This window comes from Pseudarthrobacter sp. S6 (assembly GCF_050156575.1).
Classification (GTDB): Bacteria; Actinomycetota; Actinomycetes; order Actinomycetales; family Micrococcaceae; genus Arthrobacter.
Genome location: NZ_CP189581.1, coordinates 2,536,688 through 2,552,867 on the forward strand (window position 1 = coordinate 2,536,688; position 16,180 = coordinate 2,552,867).

Here is a 16,180-nt window from a genome sequence, read left to right on the forward strand (position 1 = left end):
GGTCACAACACTATTTGGTGGACTGCGTCCAGCGGGAGGTAGCGCGGCTCTATGTGGGCTGCTTCCTCTTGAGCGGTCACCGCTCCTAACGGATCAAACGGCACATACCGGGAGAAGTCGTGTCCGGTCGATTCGGCGAGGTTGGCGATCGCGATTTGGAACGTGCGGTACGCGCCAAGGACGAATCCCTCCACGGCCTCCGTCCGCGCGCGACGTTCGAGCAACTCCCGCATCATTTCTCCTTGGCTGATCACGTAGGCCGTCGCATGCAGCGCGCGCGTCCCGGAGGCCTCCATGACCACTAGCTTCCAGAACTCCCGTGGCGCGATCACGCCCGGTGCGATCTGTTGGTCGTCTTCCCGCATCACCGGCCCCGTGAAGACGCACGCCTTAAAGCCGTGCGTCTTGACGCTCGTCAGGATGTAATTTTCAAGTCCGAGCCAAAGCTGGGAACTGGAATTGAAGTCCCCGTGCTGGACGGCGGCGTTCGTATAGTGGAAAGTGTCGTCGTTGGCCCTCCGGGCGAGCCCGTTCGCTTCCTCCCCGGGGCCGCCTGCCGGCGGTGTATCGTCCCAGTTCGGATCCTCGCGCCGGACCAAGTGACCGCGGTCAATGTCCGGGTGGGCGTAATCCTCCTTGCGAAGCTGGATGGTGAGGGGGATCCGCCCGTCCTGGAACCATCTATCGTCCCCGCGCTTGATAGCAACGTGATGCAGCCCGTCGATGTTGACCGCCGTCATTGCCGGCTGGCGGCGGCTGCGGGAGAACTTCACCCCGAAGTGTGTGTAACGGATCTCGGACGGCTGGCTCGGGAGTTCGTCGCTCGGCGTTGCCAGATCGGCGGCGAGGGTACTCGATACGACCGGCCACGGAGCCGCGAGGTCACCTGTACCCAAAAAATGGGGATCGTAGCCGGCGCGACCGGCAAGGTCTGTTGGGTTATGGATTCCGTCCCGGCGTGCCTCGGCAGTCCCCGCGTCGGCGGCAGTGATCAAAATGGGACGCCTGCCGTCGAGCAGGTCCCGCAGCGTCCCAACCCCCACCGCGCTGTTGAAGCGCCCAAAAATTCCGGAGTAGTGCAGGCCCACCACCTTGCCGTCCACCAGGCGGATCAGCGGCGAACCTGAGTTGCCCCCGAGGCTGGTGCAGTCGTAACGCAAGGCAACCCCGGGCGCCAGGGCCTGCAGGATCTTCCCGGGCGCATATCGCTTAACGTCGTACAGATCGCGGAAATACCTCGCCATGTCAGAGGCGTCATTGCGGTCGTCATACGCAGGGTAGCCAACGAGTGCAACGAGGTCGCCGACGGCGGCATCACTGTCCGCGAGCGCCAACGGTGATGGCAAGTTCTTTCCCGTGATCCGCAGGAACGCCACATCGGGAGACGTTGTGTCGGCGAGGTAGGGGACGTCGACGACAGTGAACGGCGTCGCCTCGCTGGCGATGCTGCCGAACTCCTCGTTGAAGTCGAGCGACGCTCCATAGCGGATCTGGGATGGGTCGCGCATGAAGATCCCCTGCCCGTCGGCCGTGCGCCGCGCCACGAGCGCGGCCACATGACGGTTGGTGACCACGATACGATCCGCGCCTTCCGCCGCAATGACCCAGCCTGTTCCGCCCCAGGCCATGCGGAAATTGGTGAACTCAACCCGGCCGACCGATGGGATGGTCTTCTCGGTGCCGCGGATGCGGGCGTCCGTTCCGGGCGGGAAATCGTCCAGGCTGTCGTCCTGCCCCGCGCCGAGGACCACTTGGTTGTTCTTGATCAGCAGGGGTGGACGGCCCACGCGCTGCACAATCGCTTCGAGGTCGTCCATGGAGCTGACGTTTTCGAGTTGGTCGGCCGTGCTTCTGGCCGGGTGGCTGCCAAGGCCGGTTACCGCGAGGTTAGTGAGCCCCATTCGTGCGAGGAGGCCGCCGGCGACCTGCTTTTCGAGGGCGGCCCTCAGCTTTGGGGATTCCTGCAGCCGCTGTTGCGCCGTTGTCATAGTGACCATTTCCTTTCGAACGAATAGAGAACCGCCATGGGTGGCACGAATGCAGAAGGGACATGGTGCGCAAGCAGAGCCGCCGCGGCATCGTCCGGCGCCGAGCGTCGCGCCTCTCGATCGGCGGCCGGGTAGCGCCGGCGCAGGCGTTGAAACTCTTCCCGCGCTTTCCCAAGGTTCACTGCGCCTGACCAGATCCGGATTTGTTCGAGGCAGGCCTCTTCCGAGTCGAGCTGGGCGATACGGTCCACCATTGTTTCGTCCGGGCGTCGCGTCCAAGACGGAGGGTGGCTGGTCAGCCGTGATGGATAGGCCCATTGGCCCGCTGCCGTACGGCGCCATCGTTCGGAACTTCGAGCGAGCAGCCGGAGGTCTGGACGACGGAGCGCGACGGCGGCTGCCCCTAGCCACTCGGCGAGCAGACCGAGCGCGGCAAGGTTCTGGATTGACCCGCCCGGGGAAGGCGCAGGAGCGATGCTCCAGTCCCCCGCACCGCTGGGCGGCAGGCCGCCGGCCTCGGCCAGCTCAAAGTCCGTGCGCGCGAGATGACGGAGCATGGCATCGCCCGGATCCAGCTGCTGCATCGTCTCTGTGACCGGACCGTAGGGCGTCGCACTGGCGAGGACACGTGCTGCCCCGGCCGGCGTGGCAAGGTCGGGTGCCGTTGGGACCGGCATGTTCGTCTCCCTGACCGTGGTGGTCGGTGAAGTCACGTTCGCCGCGAACCGGCTGGCCTGCACCGCCAGCGAATCGAGCACTTGCGGTGACGGCACGCCGGACACCCACGTCGTCGTCGGCGACCAAACCACGGCCGCGGCATCGACGGGGTCGCTGACACCCCATGAAGAGCGCAGTTGTGGTGCGCCGGTATGCACCAGTGCGAACCCGAGGGCTCCGTTGGCCAACGAACCGTTCAACCCCCGTTCACGCAGCTCGGTGGCGAGTTCAGCCAGCCCCGGGTCCGCCGTGAATGCACTCTCGAGGGCTGCGAATCCCGACTCGGCCCACATCTCGAGGTGGGCAAGGGTAGTAGTCTGCGCCCTCTCGCGAAAGCGGCCATCGAAGTACCGGTGCGGATCGAACCCGTGCAGGGCATCTGACCAGCGGCCCGCGCGCCACAAGAAGGAGCGGGCCACGTCTAAGGCCGGTGAGTGAGGGTCACCAGGGCTTTGGCCGAAGGACCTCCCGTAAACATAGGCGGCTTCCCGGATATCCCCACGCTCAAGGGTCGCTTCGAGTTCGCGGGCGGCACCCTCGTGGTCCACAGAGAGAGCAGATTTCGAGCCGCGTCGGAACTTCGACGTTCGCAGGCCGATGGAGTCCCGTACGAGGTCTTGTGCGGCCGCGGGCAGTTCCGAGACGGATTGGCGGTCAAGCTGTTGAAGTACCTCCGGTGCGATACGAGGAGGCCGTCCGCCCGAGCGCATCGCTTGAAGGCGGTGGTAGGCGGCCTCGAGCTGCGCGAACGGTTCGGGGCGTCGCTCAAACCATCTCGCGGCCCTCAGGTTCAGGCCGACCGTTGCGGAAGGTTCCCCGGCGTTGTACAGCAGTTCGAGCAAGGAGGCCCGCACGTCCGGCCGGTGGCGGACCCAGCCTGGCACGGCGTCAGGCTCAACCAGCCAGCGCTGATTGGCCAGCGCCTCGAAAGCGGCGACTGCATCGGGCGCCTGCATGTCATCCAGCCCTACGTGCGGCGCCAGCACCTCGGCGATGATGTCGGCGTTGATCCTGCGTATCAGGAGGGCGGGCTGCGCGAGTAGGCGCAGGTTCTCATCACCGGTTCGGGACAGCAGGAAGCGGTAGAGATAGACGGCCGCGAGGTCCCCTTGTCCCGAGACGCCCTCTAGCGCCATCGGTCCGGACTGGCGGACAGCCAAGGCAGCCAGCCGGAGCAGGAGCGGGATTCCATCGGATACTTCACGTATGCGCTGGAACATGTCGGACCCCGCGTCGTAGCGGCTGAGCAGGCGGTCGGCGTTCTCGTCGTCGAGTCCGCCCAGCTCGATCCGTTCGCCCACTCGTTCCGGCACACTCTCGAGTGCTGGCCCCCGGCCGGCCGCGATGACCGCCAGCGGGCGCAGCCCTTGTCTGCACAATTCGTCGATAGTCTCGAACAGGCGAAGCGGGTGCGTCTCTCCCCGGCCCCGAAGCACCTCAACCGTGTCGAGGATCAGCAGGACCGGGCGGCCGACGACGAGGACGGTCTCGCCGAGCACCCGCGACAGTTCCTGGGGAATGTGCTGGCGCCCGGAACCCTTGGTGTTTCCGTCCGGAGACGACCCGGCTCCCGCCGCTGCCAAGCGGGCTTGACGAAGCGGCGACGTGGTCGGACCCGACTCAAGCGCGACCTGGCGGCTTATCTCTACAGTGAGACCGACCTGGTCCTGAATGTCCAGTCCCCCACGGTCGAAGTCGAGCCTGACGACCAGCCACGGCGGGGCCTGGATGCCTGCGCGGCGGGCCGTCTCGTCGATGAGCGTCGATTTCCCGATTCCGGGAAGTCCGGTGATGTAAAGGGCGGCTACCGGCCCATCTGTGAACGGTCGGCTGAGCCAGCGTTCAGCCTGCGCAATCTCGGCGTGCCGGCCGTAGAAACCTCGGTCCTGCATCAGCTGCGCACGGGCGTCCGCATCAAAACGCCCCAGCGCAGAGCGGACGGATGCCAGTGCCTGGTGCGCGGCGGCCTGCGGGCCAGCGCGATCAAGGGCCGTGGCCACACGCGCGAGCGAGTCACGGTCCAGCGGTGGCTCCAGCAGGTGTGTGATTCCTGCTCCAGTGTAGGGGGACACCCCCGCGAGGGCGTCGAGTAGTGCCTCGGTAGCGGGATCCCGCGGATATTGGCGCCGCAAACGGATCTCCGAGTCGAGGGTCCCTCCGGATTCCAACGCCGCAAGTTCGCGACGGCGCACGGTGCCGCGCATCAACCACCCGCTCGGTTTGCTCGTGTCACACGCATTGGCCAGGTTGACGGTGACAGCCAGGGCGGCGTCTGGTGAGACATCACCGAGCATGTTCAGCAGCGCTCCCGGGTCGAAGGGACCGGAGAGCGCAGCAAACCTGCGGGCGCGTTCGATGAATGGGCGGGCCTCTTCGATGCTCATCCGCCGCCGCCCGCGATGAGTCGCAGGTCGGCCCTAAGGCGTTCGCTGACGGTAGCGAGCAGTTCCTGAGCGTAGAGACCGTTGACGTGAGGGAGGTCAAACAATGCACGATCGGTCGCGTACGCGACCCGGCCCTCCTCGACGGCGCCGGTCAAATCCATCGATGCGACGGTGAGCAGATCGAGGATGTCGGCGCGGCGGAAGTCTCCGATGAACTCGACGACGAGGCCGGGCGAGCGGTCGGTCTCAGTGGCCGGCAAACCTGCGAATTCGGGTCCTGGAAGGGTAAGCGTCTCGAGTCCTGCGATGACGAGCCGCAGCCGGGGTTTGGTGAGGGAGGCGCCGACGAGGCCTTCGATTGTGACGCGGGCAGCTTCCGTCAATGGCACCGTGGGATTATCGATAAATAACCACACTGTCCTTCCTGCCTTGGCCGCTGCCGCTTCTATTGCTGCAGCAAGATTCTCTGCCCGTTCCCTGGCAGCCGCTTCCGGTGGCGCCTTACCTGCTGCCGCGCTGGCTTGTTCGGCAAGGGGTTCGGGAAGGTCCAGTCCTCCGAGCCGCACTCTGCGGCGGATGTCTGCGATTAGGTCATCCACGATCTGATCCTGCATGATGCGGACCAGGCAATGCTCGGGGCCTTGGCGGACGAGGAGTTGTTGAAGGATGTCGTGGCTGAATCCGAGACCCGTCGAGGTGGATTCGATTACGGCCCGCTTGATCCGCACGCCGCGGACGCGACCGGCGGCGTGGCCGGCCTCGGCGATGGCTTGGAAGAACTGGTTGCGGCCGATGACGAGAGGTCCGCTGACCGTCCCATCCAGCGACCAGAGCGTCGGTGGAGCTACATCGTTACGGACGTGGTCCACAATCGAATTGATGAAGCTCCCGGCGGGGATAAATCGTGCACTGGCGTCGAACTCACCTTGATGTATCCCTATGAACTGGAGGTTTTTGTCAAAGCACGCTCCGCCTGACGAGCCACCTGCCGTAGGGACGTTGTGACGCCATCGGGCTGTGACGTTACTGATCTTGGCCGCGAAGCCGAAGTCGATGACATGATCCGTTCCACCCGGGAAGTGGATCAGGACGACGCGGCCCCTGTTTCTGGGCAGGGGCGGGGGCGACATAAGTCTTATGTGCCCGAGGTGGGTCGCAGCAGGCAGGACCATCTGCAGCAGGGCTACATCGTGGCGGTCATTGACATCCGAGTCCTTGAGGGGTGCGCGGCTCTCATACTCAGCATCGCCGCACTCTGACCGGAATATTGTGGGGACCTTGATGGCGAACTTCATGTTGTCGGCAAGCAAGACCTCCAAGTTCGGTGCGGGTTCCTGCGGTTTCCCCGGTCCAGCGACGGCGATGACATGCCAGGACGTAAGGACCAGGCTCGGTCCAACCAGCACGCCGCTGCCGGCCACACGATTATTCTTAAGTACCCTGCAGCGGAAGGCCTGGGCCTGGGCGAGGAACCGACGCAGCTCCTCAGTGGGTATGACGCCGTCGGGATCGTCCAGCACGCTGTCATCGAGCTGAAGGCCACGGGCGCGAAGGGCACCGACGAATGACGCCACGAGTCCCATGGCCTCAAGTTGTTCCAGCCAGAACTTGGCTGGATCCTTATTCACGCGGGCAGCCACGACATTGATCGCCTCGACAGTCAGCGGGCTGTCTCCGGACTGGACCGCGAGGAGGGCGCCGGCCGCCTCTGCCCCATGATGACGGATGGTGTCCAGGATCGCATCTTCATCCACGTGCGTGACTCCTCAGATATGCGAAGACGTTCCTTCCAATATTGGGTCACCCGGGCCAGTTCCTTTGGCCGTGTCGGACCAGGTCCACGAGCCCTCCCTGGACCGAGATCAGCACGCAGGGCGAATTCAATCTCTTTGCCGGGGCTGTCGTTGTCGATGTCGCGAACACCCATGTCGAGTTCCACCGCGGGCCTGTCACCGTAGGTGCCAGGGTAACCGGAAGAGACGAACCGCTTGTTGTAGTACTCGTCTTCGTTGCCGAACGACGCCGCCCCCATCCACCCCAGAGCCCTGCCCAGCGGGTTGAACAGCTTGCAGATGATGTAGTCGTACCCGGTGACGCTTCCGTTCGTGTTATGGACGATTCCGACAGTGCACATCGGGTACAGCATGGGATTAGGCTCTTCGTGCACCGCAGGCGCGATGAATCGCTGCCCCTCCACCGAGAATGACTCAACAGAAGCCGGGTCGGTGAAGGTAGCCCACGGTGGACAGTACGGCTCCGTCCTTTGCCCTTCATCCGGCGCCGTTTCAGGAGGACCCTGTTCGGTCTGTTCTTGTCCCGGAATCACCCTGAGCAGCATCTTGACGTCCTCGGGAATCTCCGGTCGATCCAGAAGGTTCAGCGTAGGCGCGGTTTCAGTCATTGGATTTCCTGTCTCATTTGCCTGGTTTTCCAACAAAGCCGGCAGCGCTCGGGGCCGACCTCGAGACGGTAAGCAGCCTCGAGCAGCGGGGGCGGAGTGGGTCCGGCCCGGTCCGGGGGTTCGAATCGCCCGGTTCAAGAAGCCGGACGCGCCAAGCGCTCACGCAGGTCATATCGCCTCACTCGGACGGGCTCATGCAGTGTTTCCAGTAGACGCCCATGGCGTTACCGCCGCGTTATTGGGAGGCACGCTATGGAGAGGTGGGTTGCCCTGCGGTGTTACTTTGCCGCAGGGCCAGCCCCGTTCCGCGATTCGTATCCGGTGCTGGATGCGGTTCATACCGGCGAGGCATCGTCATTGGGCGGCCGGGCCGTAGGGGCGCACTCCAACCTGTGCATGTGTGCCTTGAACATGCCGCCGGCCGCGGCCCACACCTACGGGGCGCGGCACGTCTTTAGGCTGACACACTTGACGCTGACGCGCTCGGCTTGTGTCTTCCCCAAAATCTGGTTATCGATTGCCGGCGTCCCGTCTCATCGTGACGCTTACGCAGGCATGATGCCCGAGCGGCGGAGCAGCGCCTGCGTTTTCGGGTGCTTCGGGGACGTGAAAATTTCGCTTGGCGGCCCCTCTTCGACTATGACGCCTTGGTCCATGACGACAATACGGTCCGCTATTTCGCGGGCGAACTGCATCTCGTGGGTGACAATCACCATCGTGGTGCCCTGCTGGGCAATCTTCTGGATCACCGCGAGGACTTCACCCACCAGCTCGGGATCCAGTGCGGAAGTCGGCTCGTCGAAGAGCATCACGGCGGGTTCCATGGCGAGAGCCCGGGCGATGGCGACCCGCTGCTTCTGGCCGCCGGAAAGCTTGCTGGGATAGTTCTCCATCTTGTCGCCCAAGCCCACCATTTCAAGGTTGGGAACGGCTTTGGCACGCGCCTCGGCAGCAGAGAGCTTTTTGACGTCGCGTAGTGGCGCCATAACATTCCCCAGGGCCGTCTTGTTCAGGAACAGGTTGAAGTGCTGGAACACGAAGCCGATATCGGTCCGTTTCTGGGCAGTGATTGACGCCTTTTCCGCGACCAGTTCACCGTTTCGTTCGTCGTAGCCGATCAGGTGTCCATTGACGTAGATCCGGCCGGCGTCGATAGTCTCGAGCTTGTTCATGCAGCGCAACAGGGTGCTCTTGCCGGACCCACTGGACCCCAGGATGGCTATGGTCTCACCGCGATGGACTACCAGGTCGACGCCTTTGAGTACCTCGACCCTTTTCCGTTCGTGGGCCTGGCCTCTGAGCCGCTGCCAAAGGGTCGGCTTCGTGTCGGAGACGAAGGTCTTGTGGACGTCCCGGACGTCAATAATGGTGTTGTCAGCCATTGGCCCGTGCCTTTCGTTCAAGCACTACCACGACGCGCGAAAGTGGAAGGCTGATAATCAGATAGAGAATGGCCGCTGCGGTGTAGATCGCCGTGGTCTGGAAGGTCTGGCTGTTGAGGATATTGGCGGTCTTCAGAATCTCTGTCACGGCGATGACCGAGGTCAGTGCGGTGTCCTTGATCATTGCGATGAAGTAGTTTCCGATCGGCCCCATGGAAACCACGAAGGATTGGGGAATGACCACCTTCCACAAAGTCTTGCTGGGCGTGTAGCCGAGCGACAGCGCTGCCTCCGTTTGGCCGTGTTCCACGGACAATATCGCGGAGCGGAAAACCTCGGAGAGGTAGGCGGCGTAGTTCAGGCCAAGGCCCAGGATACCGGCCGGTATGGGCTCAATACTGATGCCGATGCTCGGAAGCACGAAGAAGATGTAGACCAATTGAACCAGCAGCGGAGTGCCACGTATGACCTCCAGGTAGACCGTTGCAATGCCCCTGAGGATTTTGATCGATGAAATGCGCGCGAGGGCGATGAGCAGCCCCAGAACAAGGGCCAGCACCATGGCACCCAGGGCCAGTTGGATGACAACGGGGACGGCCTGGAGGAGTGCCGGGAAAACGGCGAAAGTGTTGTTGATGAAGTCCACTGGAAATCCCTAAGTAGGGTCGGGCCGGGACCGACCGGCACCGCTTGTGAAGCGGATGCCCGCCGGTCCCTGCGTGATTCTGAAACTTACTTGGACGTGTTCGCTTCGCCGAGGCCGTACTTCTTAAGGATCTCCAGGTACTTGGGGCTCTTCTTGAGTTCTGCCAAGCCGGAGTTCAGGTCTTCCAACAACTGTGTGTCGTCCTTGCGCACGCCGGCGCCGATGAGGCCCGGGTAGAACGGCTCGTACGGGGATACGAGCTTGAGCTTCGGGTTCGGCTTCTGGACCAGGCTGTAGCCGATCACGGCGCTGTCGGTGAAGACGGCGTCAACCTGCTTGTTTTCCACTGCCGCCAGCAGGGCCGCCTGCGAGTCGAAAAGTTTGACCTGGCTGCCGCCCAGGCTATCGACGAGGTCCTTGAAAACGGTGCCAGTCTGGGCGCCGAGGACCTTTCCCTTGACGTCGTCGCGGGAGGCCAGATTTGAATCGGCCGGGACCACCATGGCTTCGCCTTCGGTGTACCAGGGCTCGGTGAAGTTGATCTCCTTCTTGCGGTCATCGGTGATGTACATGGCATCGACGATTACGTCGGCCTTTTTGGCGTTGAGTGCCGCGATCAGTGTGGCGAACTCCGAGGTGAAGACCTTGACCTTCCAGCCCTTGGCCTCTGCGATGGCATTGATCATGTCCCCATCGATGCCTTTGAGCTCACCGGTTGCCTGGTCCGTGAAGGAGAACGGCGCATCGTTGGACGTCGCGATGGTGATGGTCTTCTCTTCGGTGCCACCGCCGCTGGCTGCACCGCCTGTTGCACCGCATGCGGTCAAGGCCAGGGCAACTGCAACACCCATTGGCACGAGCGTAGCGAAACGGGTGCGGAGCATTTTGTTCTTCATCGTTGCGAACCTTTGTTAGAGATTTTGTCTATTGAGTGAAACGGTCGAGACGCAGTGCGGCGGTAGCCTTGTGGGCTGCCATACCTTCGGCGTCGGAAATCGTTGTGACGTAATTGGCCAGACGGGGGGTTGCGTCTTTTTCGACCCGCTGGAAGGTGAGCGGCTTGAGGAAACGGGCCACGGAGAGTCCGGCTGATGACCGGGCACCCCCGCCCGTGGGCAACACGTGGTTTGTGCCGGACGAGCCTTTGTCCGAGTAGGCCACCGTGGACCAGGGCCCCAGGAAGATGGAACCGTAATTTTGCAGGTTCTCGTGATAGTAAGAATCGTCGGAGGTCTGGATCTCCAGGTGCTCCGGCGCCAGCAGGTCCATGATCTGTACCGCCGTTTCACGGTCCTCGGCCACGTAGACCGTGCCGTAGTCCCGCCACGCCGGTCCGGCAATGTCCCGCGTGGCCAGGGTCCGCAGCTGCTTGTCGATGTGCCGAATGACCTCTTCGCCGAGCTTATGCGACGTCGTAACGAGCGCAGCCGGTGACTGCGGACCGTGTTCGGCCTGGCCGAGGAGATCAGCAGCCACAAGTTCGGCGTCGGCGGTTTCGTCCGCAATCACGGCAACTTCGGACGGGCCGGCCAGGAGATCGATTCCGACGCGCCCGAAGAGCTGCCGTTTAGCCTCCGTAACATAGGCGTTTCCTGCCCCCACCAGGATGTCCGCCGGTTGCTCCCCCAGAAGGCCGAAGGCCATGGCGGCCATCGCCTGCACCCCGCCGAGGGCGAAGGCCCGGTCCACACCGGCCAGATAGGCGGCGTACAGCACGGCGGGGTTACCGCCGTCGGGCCCGGAAGGTGGCGTGCAGGCCACAACATTGCGGACGCCAGCGGCTTTGGCGACCCCTACCGTCATAAATGCGCTGGCGAGAATCGGGAACCGGCCTGCCGGGAGATAGGCGCCGACGCGGGCCACCGGGATGTATTTCTGTCCCATGAAGACGCCGGGGAGGAGTTCGGTTTCAAAGTCAAGGAGGCGTTCGCGCTGCTCGACGGCGAATAGCCGGGTCCGCTCGGCACTGGCTATGAGCGCCTCCCGAAGTTCAGGGGATAGCGAGTCGCCGGTCCTGGCCAGGTCGCCCTGACTGATCTCCGGGTTTGACCCCTGCCATCCGTCCAGCTTGTTGGCGTATTTGAGGACGGCGTCCATTCCGTTGGCCTCGATGTCAGCGAGGATCGCCGACACGGTTGACACAACTTCGGGCAGCCGCTGGGCGGGAACGCCGCCAATGGCCGGGCTTTTCAGGGTATGGAAGCTTCCCTGAATGTGCGTTGTGTCACGTGCGGATAGGTGCATGCTCCAAAGCTAATGACTCTCCAGCCATCGCACAACGGGAGCTAAACAAGTGCCACCCACAGGGTTTCCCTATGCGTTGAGTGGTCTGTTTCAGCCATGTAACGGAGCCGTCTCTGTCACAATGAACCCCCAAAAACCCTGATATTCCGGGCTTTGACTAGCATGGGTACATGACCCTCGCGCAACTCCGGGCTTTCCTCGCAGCGTATGAACTGGGTTCCTTCACTGCCGCGGCGCAAAAACTGGAAACAAGTCAGGCCTCCGTGTCCGAGCTCATCGGCCGGCTGGAGCACGAGCTTGAACACAGGCTCTTTACCCGGGGCGGGCGGCGTCTTTTACCCACCACGGCCGCCGTCGAACTGCAGGTGCATGCGCTGCAGTCCGTCACCTCGTTCGACAGCGGCGTGGAGGCTCTGAAATCCATGTCATCACTCGAAGGAGGCGTCTGCACGTTCGGTGTCCTGCGGTACGGCGCCCACTACGACCTGGCCGACCTGGTGCAGCGCTTCCACCGGCGGTATCCCAAGGTAAAGGTGCGCCTCGTCGGGCTGAATTCCTTGGCCGTGGCGGAATCAGTACTGTCGGGAGAAATTGAAGCAGGGCTGATCGTCCTGCCCGTGGCAGAGGCTGGCCTTCAGGTCCGGCCCCTGTTCCGTGACGAAGTTTTTTACGTATCGGCCACCCGGAGTCCAACGCGTGGTCCGGTGACCATCGAGGAACTGACGGAATCAAAGCTGGTCCTGTATGACGCCTTCGCTGGCTGGCAAGACCCGACGAGGCGGCAAGTCCTGGAGCGAGCCCGACTCAAGGGACTTAAAATCGACCCCGCAATCGAGGTCGAACATGTTGATACCGCCTTAGGACTTGCGGCAACCGGAGCGGTCGACACCTTTGTCCCCCAAGCAACCACCAAGGCACCGGGTTTTCCGAAGAACCTTCGTGCTGTTCCTTTTGCCGAGCCGTTGTATGACACGATCGCCCTGATTCAGCGGGAGGGTGCGTATCTCTCCCCCGCGACCCGCAAGATGGCTCAGATGGCCGCCCGGACCCTGCTGGCGAGAGTAACGCCGGAGCAGGACGTCCAGGGTTGGCTCCCGTCCTAAGCCCCAGCCGCACCATCGGTCGGCTAATAGGCAGCATGAGGAATGAGCTCCCCCCTTTGGGCCGCAACAGGCTCCCTTGTCTGCGTCCCGCGCGGCGTCCAAACTAGTTCGTAGCAGCCGTTCTGGCTGCGAGGGCTCCGTTCAAGGAGGAATAATGGGCAACAGTGATGAGCTGCGGCGAGCGTACCGCCAGCTAATAGGGGCCGTCGCAGCCAACGACGAGGATGCGCTGGCCGGAATCGTCAGCTCGGACATCGTGGACCACGGCGCCGGTCCAGGCCAGCCTCCAGGCCTGGCCGGAATTGTCTTCTGGATGCGGGGATTCCATGCCAGCCTGTCCGCCTTTACGGGAAGCGTCGAGGACACTGTTGTGGAAGGGGACAAAGTTGCCGGTCGTGTGACGTGGCGCGGGACACACACCGGGCCTTTCCTTGGTCTGGCAGCTACCGGCAAACCGGTGACGGTGGTCTCCATTCACGTCCTCCGCTTTGAGGACGGCCTCGCCGTCGAATGGTGGGGTGTCCCTGATCTCTATGGTGCGCTCATCATGCTGGGCGCCCGCCTCGAACTCCAATCCGGCTGACCTGCCGGGGATCAGACGCCGGCAACCAGCTGCCCTCAGGGCGAGTGCCTCGTCCAGGACCCTGCGGGAGTTGTTTGGATCGTGCGCAAAGCGGCCCGGAAAAGATCCGGAGACACCATGGAGCGTTGGCAGCGGCCCGGGATTGGCCGAGCCGCCGCATAAAGCTCGTAACTCCCGCACTCCGGTTTGCGCAAAACCGTCCCCGAGGCTGTTGGACTACGTCTGACACATACCCGACGGCGGCGGGTTCCGCATCGCCGACGGGTCCAACGGGTTCATAGGGACAATGAACCGGACGGCCAAGGTCCAGTGGGCGGCAACGGCTGTTTCGATCTGGCCGAATACAAAGTCCGCGGCGTCTGCTGTCGTGCCGCCGTCGGGCTCCCCAACTCATATCATCGGTGCGAGACCGGCAGCAGGGCCGAACCGGCCAGCAGCCTGTCGGCGGGTCCAATGCCGCCTCATCAGCGAAGTCGGCCGGGGTTGTCGAAGATCTGGGTCATGGTTCCTCCTTGGATCCGTGGTGGAGGCTAAACCGTAGTCAGACGTTGGCGAGTTCCGCCGCCGGCTGCTGCCGGCGCTGGGCCTCCTGGCTGCTTGACGTCTGCGAGGACCTGGCGGCTGACGGTACGCCCTGCAGGGCGGCCGCCCCGGGAAGCTGGAGCATGGTTCAGATTCTAAAGAACTGCTCCTCCGGTGGAGGCCGGCGTTCCTATATTAGGCAAGACAGGGCGTACGGTCTCTGTGGTGGGTCTGGGTACCTAGCAGCTGGGAGCCGATTGGGGCAGCGTGGACCAAGCCGAGGCCGGCCGGATCCTGGCAGCCGCGGCGGACGCCGGAGTGTCGTCTTTTGATACCGCAGACGTCTACGGCGACGGGCGGAGCGAGCAGACCATCGGGGCCTACCTCGCCGCGAACCCCGGCCTGGACATCACGGTGGCCACAAAGATGGGCCGGCGCATGGAACAGCAGCCTGAGAACTACACGCTGGCCAATTTCCGACAGTGGGTGGACCGTTCGCGGCGGAACCCGCAGACCGACTGCCCGGACCTGGTGCAGCTGCACTGTCCCCCGACCTCCGTCTACAGCCGCCCGGAAGTCTACGAGGCGTTGGACACTCTGGTCAGCGAAGGCGTCATCAGGAACTACTGCGTCAGCGTCGAACGTACAGACGAAGCGTTGGAAGCTATCAGCCATGACGGTACAGCTACCGTGCAGATCATCCTGAACGCCTTCCGGCTCAAACCGCTGGAGGAGGTCCTCCCGGCGGCGCAGGCCGCTGGTGTCGGGATCATCGCCAGGGTCCCGCTGGCCTCCGGACTGCTGTCCGGAAAGTACTCACGGGACACCTCTTTCGCCGCGAACGACCACCGCAATTACAACCGCAGCGGTGCTGCCTTCGACGTGGGCGAGACGTTCTCCGGCGTCGACTTCGAGCAGGGGCTGGAGGCTGTGGCGGACTTCGGAAAACTCGTTCCTGCCGGGGCAACAACGGCCCAGGCCGCCATTGCCTGGATCGCACCACAGGACGGCGTCAGCACTGTCATCCCCGGGACCAGGAGCCCGGAACAGGCCCGCTCCAACGCCGCAGCGGCAGCGGTGATGGAGTCCATTGGCCGGGACTTCAGCGACGGTGTGCAAGAGATTTACGACAGAAACTTCCGCGGGGCCGTTCACCCGCGCTGGTAGTCCCGGGGCGGGGCGGTGGATTCGCGGACGACGAGATGGGTGGCGAGCTCCACCCTGCTGGAATCCAGCACCTCTCCGCGCATCTGGCGCAGAATAAACCGAAGAGCGGCCCGGCCCATCTCCTGCAGCGGCTGTGTGACCGAAGTGAGTGCGGGCACTGATTCCTCGGCCTGATAGGTGCCATCGAATCCGACCAGGCTCATGTCCTCCGGAACCCGAATATTCTGCCTGCGCGCCTCAGCGAGCACGCCCAGCGCGATGCTATCGCTTGCCGCAAAGATGGCAGTCGGCCGCTTTTCGAGCTGGAGCAGGGTCCTCATGCCGTGGGCGCCATGGTCAGACCGGAAAGGGCCGGACAGGATGTACCGGTCTTCGACGGGGACTCCCTTCGCCCTCAGGGCGGCCATGTATCCGTGCAGCCGGGCCTGGTTACATTCGGCCGCATCGGGGCCCCCGAGGTAGGCGATCCCGCGGTGGCCCAGCTCAAGGAGGTGTGAAGTGGCATCCTTGCCGCCCGCCCAATTGGTTGTTCCGACGCTGACCACATCTGCCGGCGGTGGATTGAGCGGGTCTATGACCACTACGGGAATTCCCCGGCGGTGAAAGGCGTCCAACTGGGCGGCACCGAAGGCCGATGTCACCACGATCATCCCGCACCGACCTTGGTCGATAATCCGCTGTGCCCGCTGCTCCGATGTCAGGGTCGAGGCGCCTTGCTTGCCTGTGACGTTGAGCAGGACTTCGATGTCGGATTCAGCGGCGTACTCCAGGACACCATTGAGCACTTCCACGGCGTATGCCGAATTCAGCGAGTCAAAGACGACCTCCACAGCCTGCCGTCCGGCCATGTTTTTGCGCTGCTGCAGCGGAGATTTGTACCCTGTACGCGCCAGCACGGTCAGCACTTTGGCGCGGGTGTCTGCCGAGACGTCATCTCGCCCATTGATGACCTTTGAGACTGTTGGCGCTGAAACGCCTGCCTCTCGGGCAACCGCCGCCAGCGTCAGCTTCTCCGTCTGTTCAACAGTGGACATCCGACTCCC

Annotated in this window: 13 protein-coding genes; 3 read left to right on the forward strand and 10 right to left on the reverse strand. The window is 63.5% G+C overall.

The genetic code is table 11. The features are described 5' to 3' along the window. Nucleotides 1–2 precede the first annotated feature (2 nt). The 8 genes from ACQCS0_RS12115 to hisD form a co-directional block, all read right to left on the reverse strand. Entirely contained in the window at nucleotides 3–1,988 is a 1,986-nt protein-coding gene (locus tag ACQCS0_RS12115) for a DNA/RNA non-specific endonuclease (RefSeq protein WP_426938429.1), read from the reverse strand. Further along, a complete protein-coding gene (locus ACQCS0_RS12120; RefSeq protein ID WP_426938430.1) occupies nucleotides 1,985–5,089 on the reverse strand; it encodes an AAA family ATPase in 3,105 nt (1,034 codons plus the stop codon). The genes ACQCS0_RS12115 and ACQCS0_RS12120 overlap by 4 nt, the downstream gene beginning before the upstream one ends. Continuing rightward, on the reverse strand, nucleotides 5,086–6,843 hold the full coding sequence (locus ACQCS0_RS12125; RefSeq protein WP_426938431.1) for a trypsin-like serine peptidase: 1,758 nt from the start codon (nucleotides 6,841–6,843) through the stop codon (nucleotides 5,086–5,088). The genes ACQCS0_RS12120 and ACQCS0_RS12125 overlap by 4 nt, the downstream gene beginning before the upstream one ends. Beyond that, a complete protein-coding gene (locus ACQCS0_RS12130) occupies nucleotides 6,750–7,490 on the reverse strand; it encodes a hypothetical protein (protein WP_426938432.1) in 741 nt (246 codons plus the stop codon). The genes ACQCS0_RS12125 and ACQCS0_RS12130 overlap by 94 nt, the downstream gene beginning before the upstream one ends. A gap of 545 nt (nucleotides 7,491–8,035) precedes the next feature. Beyond that, a complete protein-coding gene (locus tag ACQCS0_RS12135; protein ID WP_426938433.1) occupies nucleotides 8,036–8,872 on the reverse strand; it encodes an amino acid ABC transporter ATP-binding protein in 837 nt (278 codons plus the stop codon). Continuing rightward, nucleotides 8,865–9,518, reverse strand: coding sequence for an amino acid ABC transporter permease (locus ACQCS0_RS12140; protein WP_426938434.1), 654 nt, complete (start codon nucleotides 9,516–9,518; stop codon nucleotides 8,865–8,867). The genes ACQCS0_RS12135 and ACQCS0_RS12140 overlap by 8 nt, the downstream gene beginning before the upstream one ends. Nucleotides 9,519–9,604: 86 nt before the next feature. Further along, nucleotides 9,605–10,414, reverse strand: coding sequence for an ABC transporter substrate-binding protein (locus tag ACQCS0_RS12145; protein ID WP_426938435.1), 810 nt, complete (start codon nucleotides 10,412–10,414; stop codon nucleotides 9,605–9,607). Nucleotides 10,415–10,442: 28 nt separating this feature from the next. Beyond that, a complete protein-coding gene (hisD, locus tag ACQCS0_RS12150) occupies nucleotides 10,443–11,762 on the reverse strand; it encodes a histidinol dehydrogenase (RefSeq protein WP_426938436.1) in 1,320 nt (439 codons plus the stop codon). 170 nt (nucleotides 11,763–11,932) lie between these two features. Between hisD and ACQCS0_RS12155 the strand changes: the two genes are divergently transcribed. After that, nucleotides 11,933–12,865, forward strand: a complete 933-nt coding sequence (locus ACQCS0_RS12155) for a LysR family transcriptional regulator (protein ID WP_426938437.1) — start codon at nucleotides 11,933–11,935, stop codon at nucleotides 12,863–12,865. A 154-nt stretch (nucleotides 12,866–13,019) separates the two neighbouring features. Beyond that, entirely contained in the window at nucleotides 13,020–13,448 is a 429-nt protein-coding gene (locus ACQCS0_RS12160; protein WP_426938438.1) for an ester cyclase, read from the forward strand. Nucleotides 13,449–13,989: 541 nt separating this feature from the next. Here the strand turns inward: ACQCS0_RS12160 and ACQCS0_RS12165 are convergent. Beyond that, complete coding sequence (locus ACQCS0_RS12165) at nucleotides 13,990–14,115, reverse strand: hypothetical protein (protein ID WP_426938439.1); 126 nt, start codon at nucleotides 14,113–14,115, stop codon at nucleotides 13,990–13,992. A gap of 101 nt (nucleotides 14,116–14,216) precedes the next feature. On the opposite strand from ACQCS0_RS12165, the gene ACQCS0_RS12170 reads away from it, so the two are divergent. Continuing rightward, on the forward strand, nucleotides 14,217–15,137 hold the full coding sequence (locus ACQCS0_RS12170) for an aldo/keto reductase (RefSeq protein ID WP_426939559.1): 921 nt from the start codon (nucleotides 14,217–14,219) through the stop codon (nucleotides 15,135–15,137). Here ACQCS0_RS12170 and ACQCS0_RS12175 read toward each other — a convergent pair. Next, the gene (locus tag ACQCS0_RS12175; protein ID WP_426938440.1) at nucleotides 15,122–16,171 is read right to left on the reverse strand and encodes a LacI family DNA-binding transcriptional regulator; all 1,050 of its coding nucleotides are present in this window, start codon (nucleotides 16,169–16,171) and stop codon (nucleotides 15,122–15,124) included. The genes ACQCS0_RS12170 and ACQCS0_RS12175 overlap by 16 nt on opposite strands. Between the last annotated feature and the right edge of the window lie 9 nt (nucleotides 16,172–16,180).

Excerpts from the sequence above, each read along its gene's own strand:
- ACQCS0_RS12175 (WP_426938440.1), bottom strand. The coding sequence starts at position 16,171 with ATGTCCACTGTTGAACAGACGGAGAAGCTGACGCTGGCGGCGGTTGCC.
- ACQCS0_RS12160 (WP_426938438.1), top strand. The coding sequence starts at position 13,020 with ATGGGCAACAGTGATGAGCTGCGGCGAGCGTACCGCCAGCTAATAGGG.
- ACQCS0_RS12130 (WP_426938432.1), bottom strand. The coding sequence starts at position 7,490 with ATGACTGAAACCGCGCCTACGCTGAACCTTCTGGATCGACCGGAGATT.
- ACQCS0_RS12120 (WP_426938430.1), bottom strand. The coding sequence starts at position 5,089 with ATGAGCATCGAAGAGGCCCGCCCATTCATCGAACGCGCCCGCAGGTTT.
- ACQCS0_RS12115 (WP_426938429.1), bottom strand. The coding sequence starts at position 1,988 with ATGACAACGGCGCAACAGCGGCTGCAGGAATCCCCAAAGCTGAGGGCC.
- ACQCS0_RS12135 (WP_426938433.1), bottom strand. The coding sequence starts at position 8,872 with ATGGCTGACAACACCATTATTGACGTCCGGGACGTCCACAAGACCTTC.
- ACQCS0_RS12145 (WP_426938435.1), bottom strand. The coding sequence starts at position 10,414 with ATGAAGAACAAAATGCTCCGCACCCGTTTCGCTACGCTCGTGCCAATG.
- ACQCS0_RS12155 (WP_426938437.1), top strand. The coding sequence starts at position 11,933 with ATGACCCTCGCGCAACTCCGGGCTTTCCTCGCAGCGTATGAACTGGGT.
- ACQCS0_RS12165 (WP_426938439.1), bottom strand. The coding sequence starts at position 14,115 with ATGCTCCAGCTTCCCGGGGCGGCCGCCCTGCAGGGCGTACCGTCAGCC.
- hisD (WP_426938436.1), bottom strand. The coding sequence starts at position 11,762 with ATGCACCTATCCGCACGTGACACAACGCACATTCAGGGAAGCTTCCAT.